The following is a 16165-nucleotide window of genomic DNA, read 5'->3' as shown; positions in this document are numbered from 1 at the left end:
GAACAAGTGCACAAAAAAGCCAGCGTTGAAGGAACGCTGGCTTAATAAAAACCGTCAACTTATTTTAGGACGGCACATTAACAAAGCTCTATAGGTTATTCCCTTGGCTTCATGTAGCCCGCAGCCATCAGACGTTGTTCGGCAAATACCTGTGATGAGGTAAGCGAGTGATTGACGCTGATCTTTCCAGTCAGCGCCCGATTGATTTGATAGCCAACTTCTGTACCCAGGGATGGGAATTCATTGATATCAATATACTGAATGCCTTGATAGGGCGAAGGCGGCAAGGTGCTGTCCTTAGTGCTAGCGTTCATAATGCTGCTCATAACCAACGGTGCAAAAGGGGCGATAGCTTGGTATTGCTTCGAAGCATAAGTTGAATAACGCGTACCCGGTGGAACGGCAACCCAGCCAAATGTGTTGGCTACCAGCTCGATGTATTGTTTTGACGTTGCCCACGTAATTAGCTGTTGTGCTTCTTGCTTTAACTTTGACGAACTTGGGATGGCGAGAGACCAAGCCCAGAGCCATGCATTGCCTTTATCCGTCACTGCCGATGGTGCTTCTGTTACGGCTACTTTGCTCGCGACTTTGGAGCGCGATGGATCATACAAAAGGCCGGCAGCGACCGTTGCATCTATCCAAATGCCGCAATGGCCGGCAGCAAACAATTCTAAGTTTTCGGCATAGCCATTTTGATGAGCGTTGGGTGGGCCATAATTTTGTAGTAACTGGATATAGTGACTGATGGCTTGTTTCCATGGTTTGGAGGTCATCGTAGGCTGCCAATCCATGTTGACCCACTGACCGCCATAAGCGTTTACCATGGTTGATACGAAGGCCATGTTTTCGCCCCAGCCGGCCTTGCCTCGTAAGCACACGCCGTAAACTTGGTTTTCGGGATCATGAATTGCCTGCGCATAACGCAGAATGTCATCATAACTTGGCTTCTCCGCCATTTTCAGCCGAGCCTTTTCAAACAGGTCGGTGCGATAGTAGGTAAAACTAGTTTCTCCGTAAAATGGCAATGCCATGAGAGAGCCCTTGTATGACAAGCTTTCTCTAATTGGGAGAATGAGATCCTCGATATCATAATGGCTCGGTAAATCACCAAAAGGCGTCAACCATCCTTTGGGAGCCCAAGTTGACGCTTCCAAAGAGCCGATGGTCAGCACATCATACTGGCCGGCGCCGATCGCCAGATCACTTAACAGCCGCCGTCTCAGGGTGTTTTCTTCCAATACGTGCCATTCAAGCTTGATGTCGGGATGCTGGTTTTCGAAGTGAGTGGACAAGCGCTGCATCGCCAACATGTCGTCATTTTCAACGGTTGCGATACGAATGACTTTTTTGTCGTTGGGCTGCTCGAACGTATATAAACCGTGGCTATACAGGATCTGTTGCAACTGACCGGACTCACGCACTTTGGTAAGGCCTTCATTAAATTGGAAGGCCAAGTATTCGGCGTTGTACTGGTGGCGATTAAATGCAACATGGAAATCCAATGGCGCCATGCCCGCATCATCGAAATCAAACTTGCCGATAAGTTCGGGGATACTATCGACCATTAAGTCGGCAGCGGTAAATTTGTCGATGAACACAAAATCGAGGCGGCCTAACGCTAACATTTCCAACAGCGTTTGATTATCGTCTTTGATAACTATTCGCGCTTGTGGAAATCGTTGCGGTGCAAGGCGAGACAAGCTACCGCGAATCACGCCAATGGTTTGCCCTTGTCCTTCAGAGTTTATAGGAGAGGATTGTTGAGTGCGTTTTAATAACCCAGGTTGAAAGCCTGGCATCGGATCCGAGTAGATAAAATCTTTGGCGAGCTGGGCGTCATAAATGACAGGAAACATGGCATGAGTAATGCCCCTATATGCCAAGCTTTGGGCACGCTTTGGCGCATGTATTTGAACTTCGGCTGCGCCGAGCGAGCTTTGTCCAATGGATGCTTTGACAATCTCAGTAATTGCACCTTGCTGATGAAGGTGAATGCCTACGTAAGGGCTTAATTCATACGTTGAGAGATTGATTGTAGGCGCAGCGAAGCAATGGCCAGACAATAAGGCGAGGCCAAGTAAATTTGCGACATGAAAACGGCAGGCCCTTTTACTGCGCAAGCAACTTCGCTTGAACAGATCAACAATTAAGCTCACTACGGTGCGCCCTCTGACTGCGTTTCTAGGTTCTATGATGTTGAGCTGTTTTAGAGCATATATCGGATTGTATGCAATATGTATTTTTACTCGGTTCAAAAATGTAGGAATCGGCGCTAGCCCACGTTTCATGTCGATAGATAAGAGAGGTTGTGGCTCGCAACATAAAGATTGTGAGGAGAGCTGTCTTATTGGGCAAGCACTTTCGAGCGCAGTGCGGATAACCTCAGTTGAGGTTGCCATGAATGTGGCCAACAGGCGTTTCGCTCATGGATTACTCCGCCTCTTATTTGTCTTGCTCATTTGATGGTGCGTCGGTCTCTGTGTCTTGGTGGTCTTGGGGGTGGTAATTCGCTAATCTCATTTTTGCCTGCACGAAACGTTGCGCTGCGAGCAAGGCTTGCTCAACCGTCTTTTCGCCTCGCAGCACTTGAGCAGCTTGCAATCCAACTTGGGTACCAATGGCCGGAAACTCGGCAATGGCCGCAAACTGAATGCCACTGTATGGCGATGGTGGCAGGGTATTGTCAAATGGTGTGGCGTTTTCAATGTACTCAAGAATATCAGGTGAAAATGGCGCCGCAGCGCGGTATTTTTCTGACGCATAGGTTGAATGACGGGTGCCCGGCGGCACAGCGATCCAACCCGACATTTGGGCAACCAACTGGATGTATGCAGGGGAGGTGGCCCAGGCAATAAATTCCAGTGCTTCGGGTTTTAACTTTGATGACGACGGCACAGCCAGTGACCAAGTCCATAGCCAGCTTGAGCCTTTGCTGGTAATCGCTTTAGGAGCGGGGGCCATAGCCACGCTGTTGCTGACGGTTGATGTTGTGGGTGAAAACAAGGTGCCCGCAGCTACCGATGCGTCAATCCAAATGCCGCACTTACCGGCCGCAAACAACTGTAAGTTTTGCTTGTAGCCTTTTTCCTCAGGGATGGGAGGGCCGTAATTAACCAGCAATTCGTGATAGCGACTTAGGGCTTTTTGCCAAGCCTCTGTCGTTAATTGAGGCTGCCACTGCATATCAAACCATTGTCCGCCATAGGCATTGGCCATGGTCGACAACAGAGCAATGTTCTCGCCCCAGCCGGGCTTTCCGCGTAAACATATGCCGTATGTTCCTGCTTGCGGATTATGAATGGCTTTGGCGTATCGTAAAATATCGTCGTAGCTAGGGTGAGATGCCATCGATAACCCTGCAGTGGCGAATAAGTCAGTGCGGTAGTAGGTAACACTGGTTTCGCCATAAAACGGCAAAGCGGTCATATGGCCGTCAAAGGTTAGGCTGTCACGAATCGATGTAATGATATCGTTCTCTAGGTAATCATCGGGCAAGTTAGCGATAGGGGTAAGCCATCCGCGCTTGGCCCAAGTAGCCGCCTCATAGGCGCCTATGGTCATCACATCGTATTGACCTTTGCCGATGGCCAGCTCACTAAGTAATCGACGCCGTAAAATATTCTCATCCAACACGTGCCACTCAAATTGGATGTTTGGATGCTCAAATTGGTAAAGGTTGGCCAATTTTTGCATGGTCAACATTTCATTGTTGGCGACGGTGGCGACACGCAAAACTTGCTTGCCTTTGCTTGCCGTAAACAATGACAAGCCATGTTGATAGTAGATTTTCTGCATGTCGCCGGAGGCGATCAGTTGATTCAAATTCCGATTAAACTGCGCCGCTAGATTTTCAGCATTGGCGAACGAACGGCTAAACGCTAAGTGAAAATCAACGCTTAAGGTTGTCGACTCAACAAATTCGAGCTGACCGATCATTTCTGGGTATTGATCGACCATTAAATCCGCAGCGGTGAATTTGTTGATAAGGATAAAGTCGAGCCGATCAGCCATCAGCATTTTTAACAGAATTTGGTTGTTAGCTTTTTCATGAAATGTCGCACCAGTAAAGCGTTTGGAGATAACTGGTGGTATGGCGCCCCGCACGATGCCGATGGATTTGCCCACTAACGTGAGTGACGAATGTGGTTGCCCGGTTTTTTTGCGCAACAGACCAACTTTAATGCCGGGAATCGCATCGCTATATACCAATTTGCTGCTGAGTTCTGCATCGTAAACCGCCGGAAAAACCGCATCTACCAGCCCCTGAATCGCTAACTCCTTCGCGCGAGCGGCTTTATAGAAGGAAATGTCAGCGCTATATGGGGTCTGCTGCAATGCCGCTGAGACAATTTCGCTGGTTGCCCCCAGTTGCTCTAACTGGCTGCCCACATAGGGATGAAGTTCATAGGTTGCGACTTTCAACGCGGTCTTTGCCTGAACATGTCCGAGCGTGGCAAGTGATAAGAGAAATAGCGACAAGGCTAATAGTTGCAGCCGTTTGCTCATTGCCCACCCAACTGAACGAATTGTTGCATTGCAAACCTCTCGGTAAGAACTTTTGGTTGCCGCTAGCGAATGGACAACGCTTGGTGGCACAGGTCATTGTGATTCAGTGCAAGAGCGATAACAGAAATCGACCATGTTAATGAGCGACCTCGCGGAGACTTTTAGTTTAGTACAGGTTCAAAGGGCGGCGGTAAGTCTATGAAAAGTGTGATGTCGCGTGATCGAATTAGCAGAGTGCTGAGTCAATGAGGTTTGACGCCATGGCATTCATTAGCGCGCAGTAAGCCAGTCTCCAAGTGGTGACGTTTAGGCGGTGGTGGATAACAAAAAGCCCCGCAAGCGGGGCTTTTCCTACAGCTCTAGTTCTGAGACAGCGAAGTCGTCGCCCCAGTCTAGTTCCTGTAGTTCTTTCTTTAAGCGGTATTTTTCTTTGAGAGATTCAATTTCGCGCCATTTGCGTTTATTGCGAGTTGCGCGGCCCGGTTTATCATAGGAGTGTTCGGAGTAACCAAATTCCAATCGTTCCATTGTGCATTCCCCAAAAAAATGCTCAAACATCGTGGTGATGTCATTAAAAAATGACACTGTTTTGATATCACAGCAGGATGAAAAGTAAACGACAAATGTTGCATTTATGTGACGCTGCTCATTCGCAATGAAATGGGGTGAGATCAAAGACTAATTTCAGTAATATGCGAACCTCTCTGCTATCTTTTCCCGGCAAGCCAGCAAGGGCGCTACGCTTGCATGAGGTGAAGTCAAACCAACAAGTTGTACACTGTCACCTTAATACTTCTAACAAATTTGCCAATGTCACCAAAGGATTGGCAAGGTAAACGTGTGCATCGCTAGCTCGAGCTCGAATTAGAGGAGAACCCATGCTCAAATCAATTAATCCGTCACAAACACAAGCCTGGTCTGAACTTGGCGAACACGCTGGTGCAATGAAAGAAACCAGTATCAAAGCCCTGTTCGGCGAAGACAACGAGCGTTTCAACAAATATTCGCTTCAATTCGAAGACATTCTGTTTGATTACTCAAAAAACCTTATCACAGACGAAACCCTGACTAAGTTGTTTGCCCTCGCTGAACAAACTGAGTTGAAACAAGCCATTGCCGCTATGTTTGGGGGCGAAAAAATTAACGCCACCGAAAATCGCGCGGTTCTGCACACGGCATTGCGTAATCGTAGCAATACGGAAGTCGTTGTGGATGGCGAAAATGTGATGCCATTGGTTAATGCCGAATTGGCTAAAATGAAAGCCTTCTGTGAAAAAGTTCATAGTGGTAGCTGGACCGGCTATACCGGCAAAGCCATTACCGATGTTGTGAATATTGGTATTGGTGGCTCAGATTTAGGGCCAGTGATGGTGACCGAGTCACTCAAGCCATACTGGAAAAACGTCACCCCTCACTTTGTTTCTAACGTTGATGGCACTCATATTGTTGAGATCCTGAAGAAGGTTGACCCAGAAACAACCTTGTTCCTTATTGCCTCTAAAACATTTACCACGCAAGAAACGATGACCAACGCCCACAGTGCGCGCGATTGGTTCTTAAATGCTGCTGGCGATGAGGCTCACGTTGCCAAACACTTCGCAGCCCTTTCCACCAACAAAGATTCAGTGGTTGCGTTTGGTATCGATGCCGCCAATATGTTCGAATTCTGGGATTGGGTCGGTGGTCGGTACAGCTTGTGGAGTGCGATCGGTTTGTCGATTGCTTTGACCATCGGCTACGACAACTTCGAAGCTATTTTGCAAGGCGCTCATGAAGTTGACCTGCACGTTCAGCAAGCTGACTTCGCTGAAAATATTCCTGTGTTGATGGCGCTGTTAGGCATTTGGTATGGCAACTTCTTTGATGCCGATTCCGAGGCCATTCTGCCGTACGACCAATACATGCATCGTTTTGCTGCTTATTTCCAGCAGGGCAATATGGAAAGCAACGGTAAATACGTTAGCCGTAGCGGTGAAGCCGTTGATTACCAAACTGGCCCAATTATCTGGGGCGAGCCCGGTACCAATGGTCAGCACGCGTTTTATCAGCTGATTCACCAAGGCACGAAACTGATCCCATGTGACTTTTTAGCGCCTGCTGTTAGCCACAACCCTACGGGTGATCACCATCCAAAATTGTTGGCTAATTTCTTTGCACAAACCGAAGCGCTGGCATTTGGTAAAACCAAACAGCAAGTGGAAGCTGAATTTGCCGCAGCGGGTAAATCTGCTGCAGACGTCGCTGAACTAGTGCCGCATAAAGTCTTCGAAGGAAATCGCCCAACTAACTCGATTTTATTCAAGCAAATGACGCCGGCGACGTTAGGCCGCTTGATTGCCTTATATGAACATAAGATTTTCGTTCAAGGCGTTATCTGGAACATCTATAGCTTTGATCAGTGGGGCGTCGAATTGGGCAAACAATTAGCCAGCCAAATTTTGCCTGAGTTAGACGATGATGCAGACGTTAGCAGTCACGACAGCTCTACCAATGGCTTAATTAATACCTATAAAGCTTGGCGTAAGTAAGGCTTAGGTCAGATAAAAGGCCGCTTAAGCGGCCTTTTTTGTTTGTAAACAATGTCATCTTAACAATCGCAATCTAGGATTAGAGTTTTCGTTAGCTCGTTTTAATGTGTAGGAGAACATCCATGCAATCTGCAATTCTGCAGCCGATTCCCCAACATGGCATTTATCTGTGCCTCGACAAATTACCTGAAATCCCTTTAAGCCAAGCAATTCATTGCGTTCAGCAATTGGAATTGTCTGCCGAGCATGTCCTTGGTTTAGGGGCGTCGTTGATCCCTGCTGGTTCGACTGCAGCTATTGATGTTTTCCCTGCCATGGCCGGCCCTGGTGTGACGGTACCTTCGACGCAAACCGATTTATGGATTTGGTTGCGCGGTGAAGAGCCTGGCCCATTGGCGATTGAAGCGCAATTAATGGTGTCAGAACTGAGCGAATGCTTTGATTTGATTCAGCAAACGCAAGCCTTCAAACATGGTTCGGGACGCGATCTGACCGGCTACGAAGATGGCACTGAAAACCCTGAAGGGGATGACGCTGTAGCAGCGGCATTTGCTGCAAATAAAGGCGAAGGACTTGATGGCAGTAGTTGCGTTGCGGTGCAGCAATGGGTGCATGATTTAGCGTCGTTTTCCATGCATTCGCAAGATCAAAAAGACAACATGATTGGCCGCCACCTATCGGACAACACTGAATTTGATGCGCCAGCCAGCGCCCATGTGAAGCGCACGGCGCAAGAGCAATTTACGCCTGAAGCATTTGTGGTGCGTCGCTCAATGCCGTGGGCCGAGTCTTCAGAAGCCGGTTTAATGTTCATTGCGTTTGGTCACTCGACCTTAGCGTTTGAACAACAAATGCGCCGCATGGCTGGATTGGATGATGGCATTGTGGATGCGTTGTTCCGATTCACACGACCAGTAACTGGCGGTTATTTCTGGTGTCCGCCACGTTCAGGTGATGCGTTCGACTGGCGCGCAGTTGCGATTGGCGACTAGATTGACCTAACAGCTTTGCGTGGGGCAACGCGCAAGCAAGGATCGATACTCAATTTCTGGAGGCAACATGTTGAAAGTTTGGTTGGTAACCATCATGGCCGTGTTAGCTGGCTGTTCATCAACAACTCAGTTACAGGGAAAAGTGCCCACCGAGGAGGAACTTGTCCATCATCATTACAATTTGGAATGGGTGGATGGTAAACCGCTCAGTGAGTTGGTTGAGATGGAATTAACGCCCGGCAAGCGGCCAGATATTGAGTTTCAAGAAGGGTTTCGGTTGGCAGGTATTGCCGGCTGTAATCGATTCATGGGGCAAGGCAGCATAAAGCAAGCCGCTTTGTATATGGCTCCTGGGCCATCAACACGGATGGCTTGTTTGGGCGAATTGTCGCAAGTCGAGCAGACCGTTTTTCAGGTGTTGAACGATGGCGCGCAAATTCGTATCAAAGGCAATCAACTCATATTGATGCATCAAGACCATAAGTTAATTTATGAATTGGCTGACTATGTGCAATAAAGCCAAAGGGTCATAGAGAAAGCTTAAACGGATGATGGCGCACCAGGAGGTGATTCATGTATGAGCATAATGGCAGTGGGCCGCGAGATATCAAACAAGCATCAATGCTGATGGCAGGCGGAAAATTACTAGGTTATGCGGCCGGACAGCAACTCGCCAAGATGCCGAAAACCATCATTGTGTTATTTGTCGGGCTAATTGTGTTGTACGGTTTGCCGTTTATATTGCAGCTGTTTTACTAAGCCCATTTGACCGCTTGATGTTGCGTCATACTATTACGCCATAAAAAAAGGGAACCGAAACTTTCGGTTCCCTTGAATGGCAAATAGCTGCCAATAGAGCCAGACGAGATTGTGCGACCCTGACCAGACCAGTGCATGGTCGCAACACTTGAGCAAGCTAACTCCCGCTCAGGAGTAATTCTCAAGTTGAAATCATCATAGATCCTATTTTTTATTAATGCAAATGATAACTATAATCATTTAATAAATTTATTGGGTATTACCCAATAAAGGCTTGGCGCGCGCGTCGAGCTTTGTTAAAACGCGTTCTCCATTTGAACTAAGCTGTTACATACAGCGTTCATCGTCACCACAACTGGCGCGAGTCATTGCTAGCTACCGCTAAGTTACTTTCGAATTAAAGGAACCACATGTTTGAGCAAACAATCGATTTCATGAATGACATCTTGTGGGGTAAGTTGCTGATTTACCTACTGCTCGGTGTTGGTCTTTTGTTCACTGTGCGATTGGGCTTCATTCAGTTTCGCCATTTTGGCCATATGTTTTCTGTGCTCAAACACAGCCGCCAAGCTGATAGCAATGGTATTTCCTCATTTCAGGCGTTGTGCACCAGCTTAGCGGCGCGAGTCGGCACGGGTAACTTAGCCGGTGTAGCGGTGGCGTTATATTTAGGTGGGCCGGGTGCCATTTTTTGGATGTGGCTGATTGCTTTAATCGGTATGGCAACATCGTTTGCCGAATCGAGTCTGGCGCAACTTTATAAAGTGAAAGATGACGACGGTAATTTCCGTGGCGGGCCTGCTTACTACATGGAGCGGGGCCTTGGGCAACGTTGGATGGGCGTTGCTTTTGCCATCTGCCTGATTATTGCCTTTGGCTTAGTGTTCAATGCGGTGCAAGCCAATGCTATTGCCAATGCGGCGCAGGTTGCGTTTGGCTGGCAGAGTTACCAAACCGGGATCTTAGTTCAGCTGCTCACTGGGCTTATTATTTTTGGTGGCATTCGCTCCATTGCTCGCTTCGCGGAGCTGATTGTTCCCTTTATGGCGTTAGCCTATCTACTCATAGCGTTAGTGGTGGTGGTTGCCAATCTTAGCGAATTGCCAGCGGTATTTAGCCTGATCTTTAAGAGTGCTTTTGGTTGGCAAGAAGCGGCCTCTGGCGGATTAGGTTATACCATTGCGCAGGCCATGATGAACGGTATTAAACGCGGCTTGTTCTCTAACGAGGCCGGCATGGGGAGTGCGCCTAATGCTGCCGCAACCGCTTCACCTTATCCGCCGCACCCGGCGTCGCAAGGCTATGTGCAGATGCTTGGTGTATTCGTTGATACCATTGTGATTTGTACCTGTACCGCATCGGTTATTTTGATTTCCGGTGCGCTGCAACCTGGCTCTGAAGTTTCTGGTATTGAGCTGACCCAAATGGCACTGGGGAATGAAATTGGCGACTTTGGTAAGTACTTTATTGCGGTTGCGATTTTCTTCTTCGCCTTCACGTCGATTGTGGCGAACTACTCCTATGCCGAGACCAACCTCATTTTCCTTGAGCACCAACACCCACGCGGTTTGCAGTTTTTCCGCTGCTTTGTGTTGGCGATGGTGATGTTCGGTGCCATGGCTGAACTGCCCATTGTTTGGAAAATGGCCGACTTATCGATGGCCTTCATGAGCATCATTAACCTCACCGCCATGGTGCTATTGTCTGGCGTCGTCGTGAAGTTGGCAAACGACTATAACGAGCAGCGTAAGGCGGGTAAATTGCCCACTTTTGACCGCAGTAAATACCCTGAGTTAGATAAAGATCTAGCGGATGATATCTGGCAACCAGAGGTGACTTCGAACCATATCGACAAGCCCTGATATTGCTGATCTGGTAGGTTGCTATGTTATAGTGCCTACCAGATTTTGACTCATTTGGACGCCAGTAATGCTTGTTGTTATCTCCCCGGCTAAAACGCTCGATTTTGAATCCGCACCCACTACAGAAACCTACACCCAACCTGCATTGTTAGAACACTCAGCTGAGTTAATTGAACATTGCCGAGCGCTGGCGCCCGCCGATATCGCCAAGCTCATGAAAGTATCTGACAAGATCGCCGGTTTGAATGCCGCCCGATTTGCCGAGTGGCAATCAACATTCACGCCAGAGAATGCTAAACAAGCCGTGTTGGCCTTTAAAGGGGACGTATATACAGGTCTTGATGCGCAAAGTTTAGATGAAGCGAGCTTCGCCTATACCCAACAGCATCTGCGTATTTTATCGGGTTTGTATGGCGTGCTGCGGCCACTCGATTTGATGATGCCGTATCGTTTGGAAATGGGCACTAAGCTTGCCAATGAACGAGGTGCGAATTTATACGCATTTTGGGGCGACATCGTTACCGATGCGGTGAATCAAGCGCTTGAAGCACAGGGCGATGATGTCCTAATCAATTTAGCGTCCAACGAATACTTCAAAGCGGTTAAGCCAAAGCTGTTACAAGGGCGCGTGGTTACCCCAGTATTCAAAGACTGCAAAAATGGCCAATTCAAAATTATTAGCTTCTATGCCAAAAAAGCGCGCGGCCTCATGACCCGTTACATTATTGATAACCAGCTATCTAATGTAGAGCAGCTCAAGCAATTTGATACTGACGGCTATTACTTTAGTGAAACGCAGTCATCGTCCGATGAGCTGGTGTTTTTGCGTGACGAGCAATAAACATTGAGCCAAAAGAGCTGAGCTATGGGCTAGGAATTCCAATGGTTGAGCAACCAGCTGGTTGCTCTCCGATACGGCTCGCTCAACCGCGAAGGGCATAAGCAAACTATCACTACATGTGGGTTGGTTAACTGTCAGCCCGCAGACCATCACCCACTTCAATCAATTCGCCAATGCCACGGCTGATAATTGCATTCTGGCCAAAATAGGCGCCGCTGCCATTTCCCAAACTGTCAAACTCGATGAGTGCTTTTAGTGGCAAGCCTTGCTCCGGACGGGCTCCGGTTTGTTGATCGGTAGTGATCATCGGGCAGCGCTCGCACGGTTTACGCAGAGCAAATTGATAGCGGTTGGCTTGCTCACTCAATTCACTGGTTTGATTTTCTTGCCAAGCCGGCCAGTCGGTGACGACCACGTTGGCGCGAAAGCGATTCATGGACAGCGGCGTTAATTCTTTGGTTCGCAAGAAACGGTTGAATTGATCCAACGATGCGGTATTGCTCACCAAGATGGGGTAACCATCGGCAAAGGCCACTTGGCTTTGTTCGCCTGACCACAAATGCTTGGTACTAACAGGGCGAACGGAATCGTCACCAAAACGAACCAGTCGAAGGCCTTCTTTACCTGTGGCGTCGGCAAGCCATTGGCTTACAAGATCACCCTCGTCATAGCCTTTGACGTTATCCCGCCAGACCGTTACTTGCTGTGGGCGGCTGACATCGTAATCATAACAAATCGCGATGCTGCCATGCTCCGCATGATGGAGATGCAAGGCTTGGTCGGTCAATTCCGTTTGAATTTGTGCCAGTTGTGGCAATTGCCGCTGAGTAATAAAGCGTCCGTCAGCGTTGACCAAAACCCATTGGCGATCGGCAACTTTGTCACGCCAACGAAGTCCGGTGGTGCCTAGCGTGGCGCTCGCCACACTGAAACCTGCCAACGATTTAACCGGATAAATATAAAGAGCTGATACCACCGCCACGGCAAAACCTCGTTTTCTATTCGTCGCTGGTTGGCTTGGCTGCCGATGGTTTCGGTGAGCCAGAGCCATCCTGTTTAGATTTTAGCCAGCGCGGTGCACCTTTGTTCTTCTTATCGCGTAGTCGCTGCTTCGCCGGTTTCACCGCATCGGCTAATTTTTTCTGATTTTTTTTCTTCTCAGATTTTTTAACCGGTTTGGCTTTTTTACCAATGGCCGCTTCTTTATGTTTGGGGCGTAAGCCTTTAACAAAACGGCGAGGTAATGGCTCGTCGATGTAGCGCTCGATACGATCCAGTTGCGGCATATCATGGGCTTCAACCAATGAAATGGCGGTGCCTTTGGCGCCCGCTCGCCCCGTTCGACCAATTCGGTGAACATACACATCAGCGGTGCGCGGCAGGTCAAAGTTGATGACATGGCTAATATCGCGCACGTCAATGCCTCGAGCAGCAACATCCGATGACAAAATACAGCAGCGCTCTTGTTCGCTGAAACGCTGAAGTGCTTCATTGCGCTTGTGCTGATCCATGCTGCCGCGGATCTCAAATGGCTCAGTACCTTGGCTGCGCAGCCAATCACCTAACTCTGCTAGGCCGGCGCGGGTTTTACCAAATACAATGATTTTTTGAGCCTGATCGGACGTTAAGTAGTGCAACAACAGCTGACGCTTGTGATCGATGTTGTCGGCGATGTGAACCCACTGGTGAATGCGATTCTTTTCACTGCGAGGCACTTGCGTAGCTTCAATTCTGACGGGCTCTTCGAGCAAGCGCTCGGCAAAATCCGCGACCAAGTTTCCTTCCAGCGTAGCTGACAGCAACAGCGTTTGTTTGCGCCAACGGGCTTCGGCAGCAATGATTTCTACATCCTGACCATGACCCATTTCGAGTGTCCGGTCGGCTTCATCAATGATCAGCAGTTCAACACTGCGCGGATCAACGAGTTCCTGATTTAGGTATTCCAGCAATCGGCCCGGGGTGGCAATCAGCACATCGATATTACGACGTAGCATTTGCGAGTATTCAGCGTGATCAACACCGCCGGTGAGCACTCGGCAGTCGAGGTGAGTAAATTGACTCAAACGCTCGGCATATTCCAATACTTGAGCGGCTAGCTCGCGCGTTGGCACCAATACTAGTACCCGAGGCGGGCCAGATTTGGCGCGCGGAAAATCCAGCAAATGCTGTAATGCTGGCAATAAATAGGCCGCTGTTTTGCCGGTCCCCGTAGGCGCATTGGCCAAGACGTCAACGCCGTCTAATACGGTTGGCACCATGTGTTGCTGAATGGTGGTTGGGCGTTTATAGCCGCTGGCGGACAGGGCTTTTAATAATTTTGATGATAGGTCGAGTTCGGCAAAATCCATGGCATGATTGTCGGCTGTCTATGGAGCCCGATAGTATACCCGAAGTCAGCCAATGGGGTTTGACTTTCATATGATTAATACGGCTTTGTGGTGAACGATAGGTTTGTGGCGCCCAAACATTGAGCTAAATAGCGAGATTAAGTAGCAATAACATCATGAGTGGATTTCAGTGTAAGGCATTTTATGTGGGTCACGATCGGTGTGGCATGAAAGTGGGCACCGATTCCTTGTTGCTCGGCAGTTGGGTGTCGCTCAGTGAAACTCGTCAGGTGCTCGATATTGGTACCGGTAGCGGGATTTTGGCGTTAATGATGGCGCAGCGTTTAACTGAACAAGGCACCGCCAATGCGATTGTTGATGCCGTTGAACTCGATACGGCTGCGGCGCAGCAAGCGGCTGACAATTTTGCTGCATCGCCTTGGACCGATAGGCTCACTGCCATCCAAGCCGATATTCTGCAATGGAGCAGTCAAACGCGGTACGACTTGGTGATCAGTAACCCGCCATATTTCGTTGCAGGTCAACAGCTTGCTTGCGAGCAACGTCAACAAGCCCGCCTTGAATCGTCGTTAACGTTGGCGATGGTACTTACCCGTGCAGAAGGTTTGTGCAGTCAGCAAGGGCGCATTGGGTTAGTTTTACCCCTAGAGCGTCTTGTTGATGTGTCGGCATGGGCTGATAACAACGGTTGGTATGTGGCGCGCACCTTGTCGATTCGAGGTCGGCAGAATAAACCTGTTAAGCGAGTACTAATAGAATTGACGCGCGAGTCGATTGCGCCGGACCATCAAACCCTGACCATTCATGATGCCGACAATCAATATAGTGAGGCTTTTCAAGCGCTGACACGGCGGTTTTATCTAGCTTTTTGAGTATTGCGGTCTGGTGTTGGCATGGTAAGGTTGCAAGTTATTTTTAGTTGTTCTGTAAATATATCGGGACAGTCTTGTCAACTTGCTACGACTGACCGAGAAGGAAGATGAGTTGAAACAGTTCTCAACGGCCGACACTTTGGGCTTTGGCTTTATGATAATGGCCTTTTTTCTAGGCGCTGGTAACTGGATTTTCCCGCCGATGGCTGGTTATCTGGCTGGCCAAGAAGTGATGCCTGCCACGTTTGGCTTTCTGCTGACCGCCGCCGGTTTACCATTGCTCGGTATCATCGCCCTCGCTTATGCTGGTGGTGGCTTTTCTGCACTCGGCCGCTACTTACCTAACTCGATGAGTGTGCTGCTGGCCTTGGTGATTTACCTGATTATGGTGCCGGGCTTCGGGATCCCTCGTACTGCACTCGTTTCTTTTGAATTAGCCGTTAAACCGTTCGTCGAAACCCCAGATTCTGCAGTACTACTGGCCTCATTCTCGGCCGTTTATTTTGCATTGGTGTTCCTAATTGCCAGTAAGCCGGGTCAGCTACTCGACACCGTTGGCAAAATCATCGCGCCGCTCATGTTGTTGTTGGTGGCCGTATTAGGCGTAAATCTGTTGTTGTCACCATTGGGTGATATTGGTCAGGGTGAAGGCAAATTTGCCGAGTCACCCATGATTAACGGCTTTCTTGAAGGCTACATGACCATGGATTTGCTCGCGGCAATGTTATTTGGTGTCTTGCTTATCAATACGCTGAAAGATAAAGGTGTGAGCGATCATAAATCGCAATTCAAGGCGCTGTTTTACGGTGGTTTAATTGCTGCTTCAGGTCTTGCGCTGGTGTACTTCATCTTGTTTTACATGGGAGCGATTAGCGGCCCTGTGGCGGAAGGTGCTGCCAACGGTGGTGAAATTTTTGCCCGCTATATGGCGGCGTCTATGGGGCCATTTGGCCAAGCAATTTTGGCGTTGGTGATCACCCTGGCTTGTCTTACAACCGGTGTGGGTGGCTGTTGTGCGTTTGCTGAATATCTTGATGAGCGTTCTAACAAAATTCCCTATCGACCCACATTAGCCATCATTGTGGTGGTGTGTTGGGCCATGGCCAATATCGGCTTGGACGAGTTAATCGCGCTGTATATTCCTGTATTGGTTGCCATTTACCCCATTGCTATCAGCGTGGTGTTACTCAACATTGTGGCGCATCGATTACCAAACCCTGTTGCGACCTTCCGCTGTGTTGTCGCGACAGCTGCCATTTTCGGGCTGTTTGATGCGGTTGCAGCTGCTGGCGTTTTGGCGGAATTACCCGGCCATGATTTGCTTTCGCTGGTGCCTTTGTTTGACAGCGGTATGGGCTGGTTGGTGCCGTCAATCGTCGCATTGCTATTGAGTTTTATCGTGCCTCGTTCAGAGCCAACCAAAGAAACGGCGTAGACCGTGTTTGAATCCCCGT

13 protein-coding genes are annotated in these 16165 nt (G+C 48.9%); 8 read left to right on the top strand and 5 right to left on the bottom strand.

Annotation, left to right across the window (positions count from 1 at the left end; all coding sequences use genetic code 11):
• Positions 1-95: 95 nt before the first annotated feature.
• The 3 genes from K0504_RS15070 to K0504_RS15060 form a co-directional block, all read right to left on the bottom strand.
• Entirely contained in the window at positions 96-2159 is a 2064-nt protein-coding gene (locus K0504_RS15070) for an extracellular solute-binding protein (RefSeq protein WP_220104977.1), read from the bottom strand.
• A gap of 286 nt (positions 2160-2445) precedes the next feature.
• A complete protein-coding gene (locus K0504_RS15065) occupies positions 2446-4509 on the bottom strand; it encodes an extracellular solute-binding protein (RefSeq protein ID WP_220104976.1) in 2064 nt (687 codons plus the stop codon).
• 351 nt (positions 4510-4860) lie between these two features.
• Positions 4861-5037: a DUF3545 family protein gene (locus K0504_RS15060; RefSeq protein ID WP_220104975.1), complete on the bottom strand. Its 177-nt coding sequence runs from the start codon at positions 5035-5037 to the stop codon at positions 4861-4863.
• A 350-nt stretch (positions 5038-5387) separates the two neighbouring features.
• Here K0504_RS15060 and pgi point away from each other — a divergent pair, with 350 nt between their 5' ends.
• The 6 genes from pgi to yaaA all read left to right on the top strand — a co-directional run bounded on the left by pgi (position 5388) and on the right by yaaA (position 11491).
• Positions 5388-7037 (top strand): glucose-6-phosphate isomerase, encoded by a 1650-nt coding sequence (pgi, locus tag K0504_RS15055; RefSeq protein WP_220104974.1) that lies wholly within the window; start codon positions 5388-5390, stop codon positions 7035-7037.
• Positions 7038-7159: 122 nt separating this feature from the next.
• Positions 7160-8029, top strand: coding sequence for a Dyp-type peroxidase (locus K0504_RS15050; protein ID WP_220104973.1), 870 nt, complete (start codon positions 7160-7162; stop codon positions 8027-8029).
• A 67-nt stretch (positions 8030-8096) separates the two neighbouring features.
• Entirely contained in the window at positions 8097-8546 is a 450-nt protein-coding gene (locus K0504_RS15045; RefSeq protein ID WP_220104972.1) for an META domain-containing protein, read from the top strand.
• A gap of 56 nt (positions 8547-8602) precedes the next feature.
• A complete protein-coding gene (locus K0504_RS15040; protein ID WP_220104971.1) occupies positions 8603-8788 on the top strand; it encodes a hypothetical protein in 186 nt (61 codons plus the stop codon).
• Positions 8789-9198: 410 nt separating this feature from the next.
• Entirely contained in the window at positions 9199-10650 is a 1452-nt protein-coding gene (locus K0504_RS15035) for an alanine/glycine:cation symporter family protein (RefSeq protein ID WP_220104970.1), read from the top strand.
• A gap of 67 nt (positions 10651-10717) precedes the next feature.
• Positions 10718-11491 carry a peroxide stress protein YaaA gene (yaaA, locus tag K0504_RS15030; protein ID WP_220104969.1) on the top strand — a complete coding sequence of 258 codons (774 nt, stop codon included), beginning with the start codon at positions 10718-10720 and terminating at the stop codon, positions 11489-11491.
• Positions 11492-11618: 127 nt separating this feature from the next.
• Here the strand turns inward: yaaA and K0504_RS15025 are convergent, their stop codons facing one another.
• Both K0504_RS15025 and srmB read right to left on the bottom strand, forming a co-directional pair.
• Positions 11619-12473, bottom strand: a complete 855-nt coding sequence (locus K0504_RS15025; protein ID WP_220104968.1) for an MOSC domain-containing protein — start codon at positions 12471-12473, stop codon at positions 11619-11621.
• 16 nt (positions 12474-12489) lie between these two features.
• Positions 12490-13839 carry an ATP-dependent RNA helicase SrmB gene (gene srmB, locus K0504_RS15020; RefSeq protein WP_220104967.1) on the bottom strand — a complete coding sequence of 450 codons (1350 nt, stop codon included), beginning with the start codon at positions 13837-13839 and terminating at the stop codon, positions 12490-12492.
• A gap of 155 nt (positions 13840-13994) precedes the next feature.
• Between srmB and K0504_RS15015 the strand changes: the two genes are divergently transcribed.
• Both K0504_RS15015 and brnQ read left to right on the top strand, forming a co-directional pair.
• Complete coding sequence (locus tag K0504_RS15015; protein ID WP_220104966.1) at positions 13995-14711, top strand: tRNA1(Val) (adenine(37)-N6)-methyltransferase; 717 nt, start codon at positions 13995-13997, stop codon at positions 14709-14711.
• A gap of 112 nt (positions 14712-14823) precedes the next feature.
• Positions 14824-16146, top strand: coding sequence for a branched-chain amino acid transport system II carrier protein (brnQ, locus tag K0504_RS15010; RefSeq protein ID WP_220104965.1), 1323 nt, complete (start codon positions 14824-14826; stop codon positions 16144-16146).
• The last annotated feature ends 19 nt before the right edge of the window (positions 16147-16165 follow it).

It is taken from the genome of Neiella holothuriorum, from assembly GCF_019457915.1.
Classification (GTDB): Bacteria; Pseudomonadota; Gammaproteobacteria; order Enterobacterales; family Neiellaceae; genus Neiella; species Neiella holothuriorum.
The sequence above is the reverse complement of the archived record's forward strand: the minus strand, read 5'-3'. Positions and strand labels throughout refer to the sequence as shown.

Coding starts and splice junctions, on each gene's coding strand:
- K0504_RS15065 (WP_220104976.1), bottom strand. CDS start 4,509: ATGAGCAAACGGCTGCAACTATTAGCCTTGTCGCTATTTCTCTTATCA.
- K0504_RS15060 (WP_220104975.1), bottom strand. CDS start 5,037: ATGGAACGATTGGAATTTGGTTACTCCGAACACTCCTATGATAAACCG.
- pgi (WP_220104974.1), top strand. CDS start 5,388: ATGCTCAAATCAATTAATCCGTCACAAACACAAGCCTGGTCTGAACTT.
- K0504_RS15050 (WP_220104973.1), top strand. CDS start 7,160: ATGCAATCTGCAATTCTGCAGCCGATTCCCCAACATGGCATTTATCTG.
- K0504_RS15045 (WP_220104972.1), top strand. CDS start 8,097: ATGTTGAAAGTTTGGTTGGTAACCATCATGGCCGTGTTAGCTGGCTGT.
- K0504_RS15040 (WP_220104971.1), top strand. CDS start 8,603: ATGTATGAGCATAATGGCAGTGGGCCGCGAGATATCAAACAAGCATCA.
- K0504_RS15035 (WP_220104970.1), top strand. CDS start 9,199: ATGTTTGAGCAAACAATCGATTTCATGAATGACATCTTGTGGGGTAAG.
- yaaA (WP_220104969.1), top strand. CDS start 10,718: ATGCTTGTTGTTATCTCCCCGGCTAAAACGCTCGATTTTGAATCCGCA.
- srmB (WP_220104967.1), bottom strand. CDS start 13,839: ATGGATTTTGCCGAACTCGACCTATCATCAAAATTATTAAAAGCCCTG.
- K0504_RS15015 (WP_220104966.1), top strand. CDS start 13,995: ATGAGTGGATTTCAGTGTAAGGCATTTTATGTGGGTCACGATCGGTGT.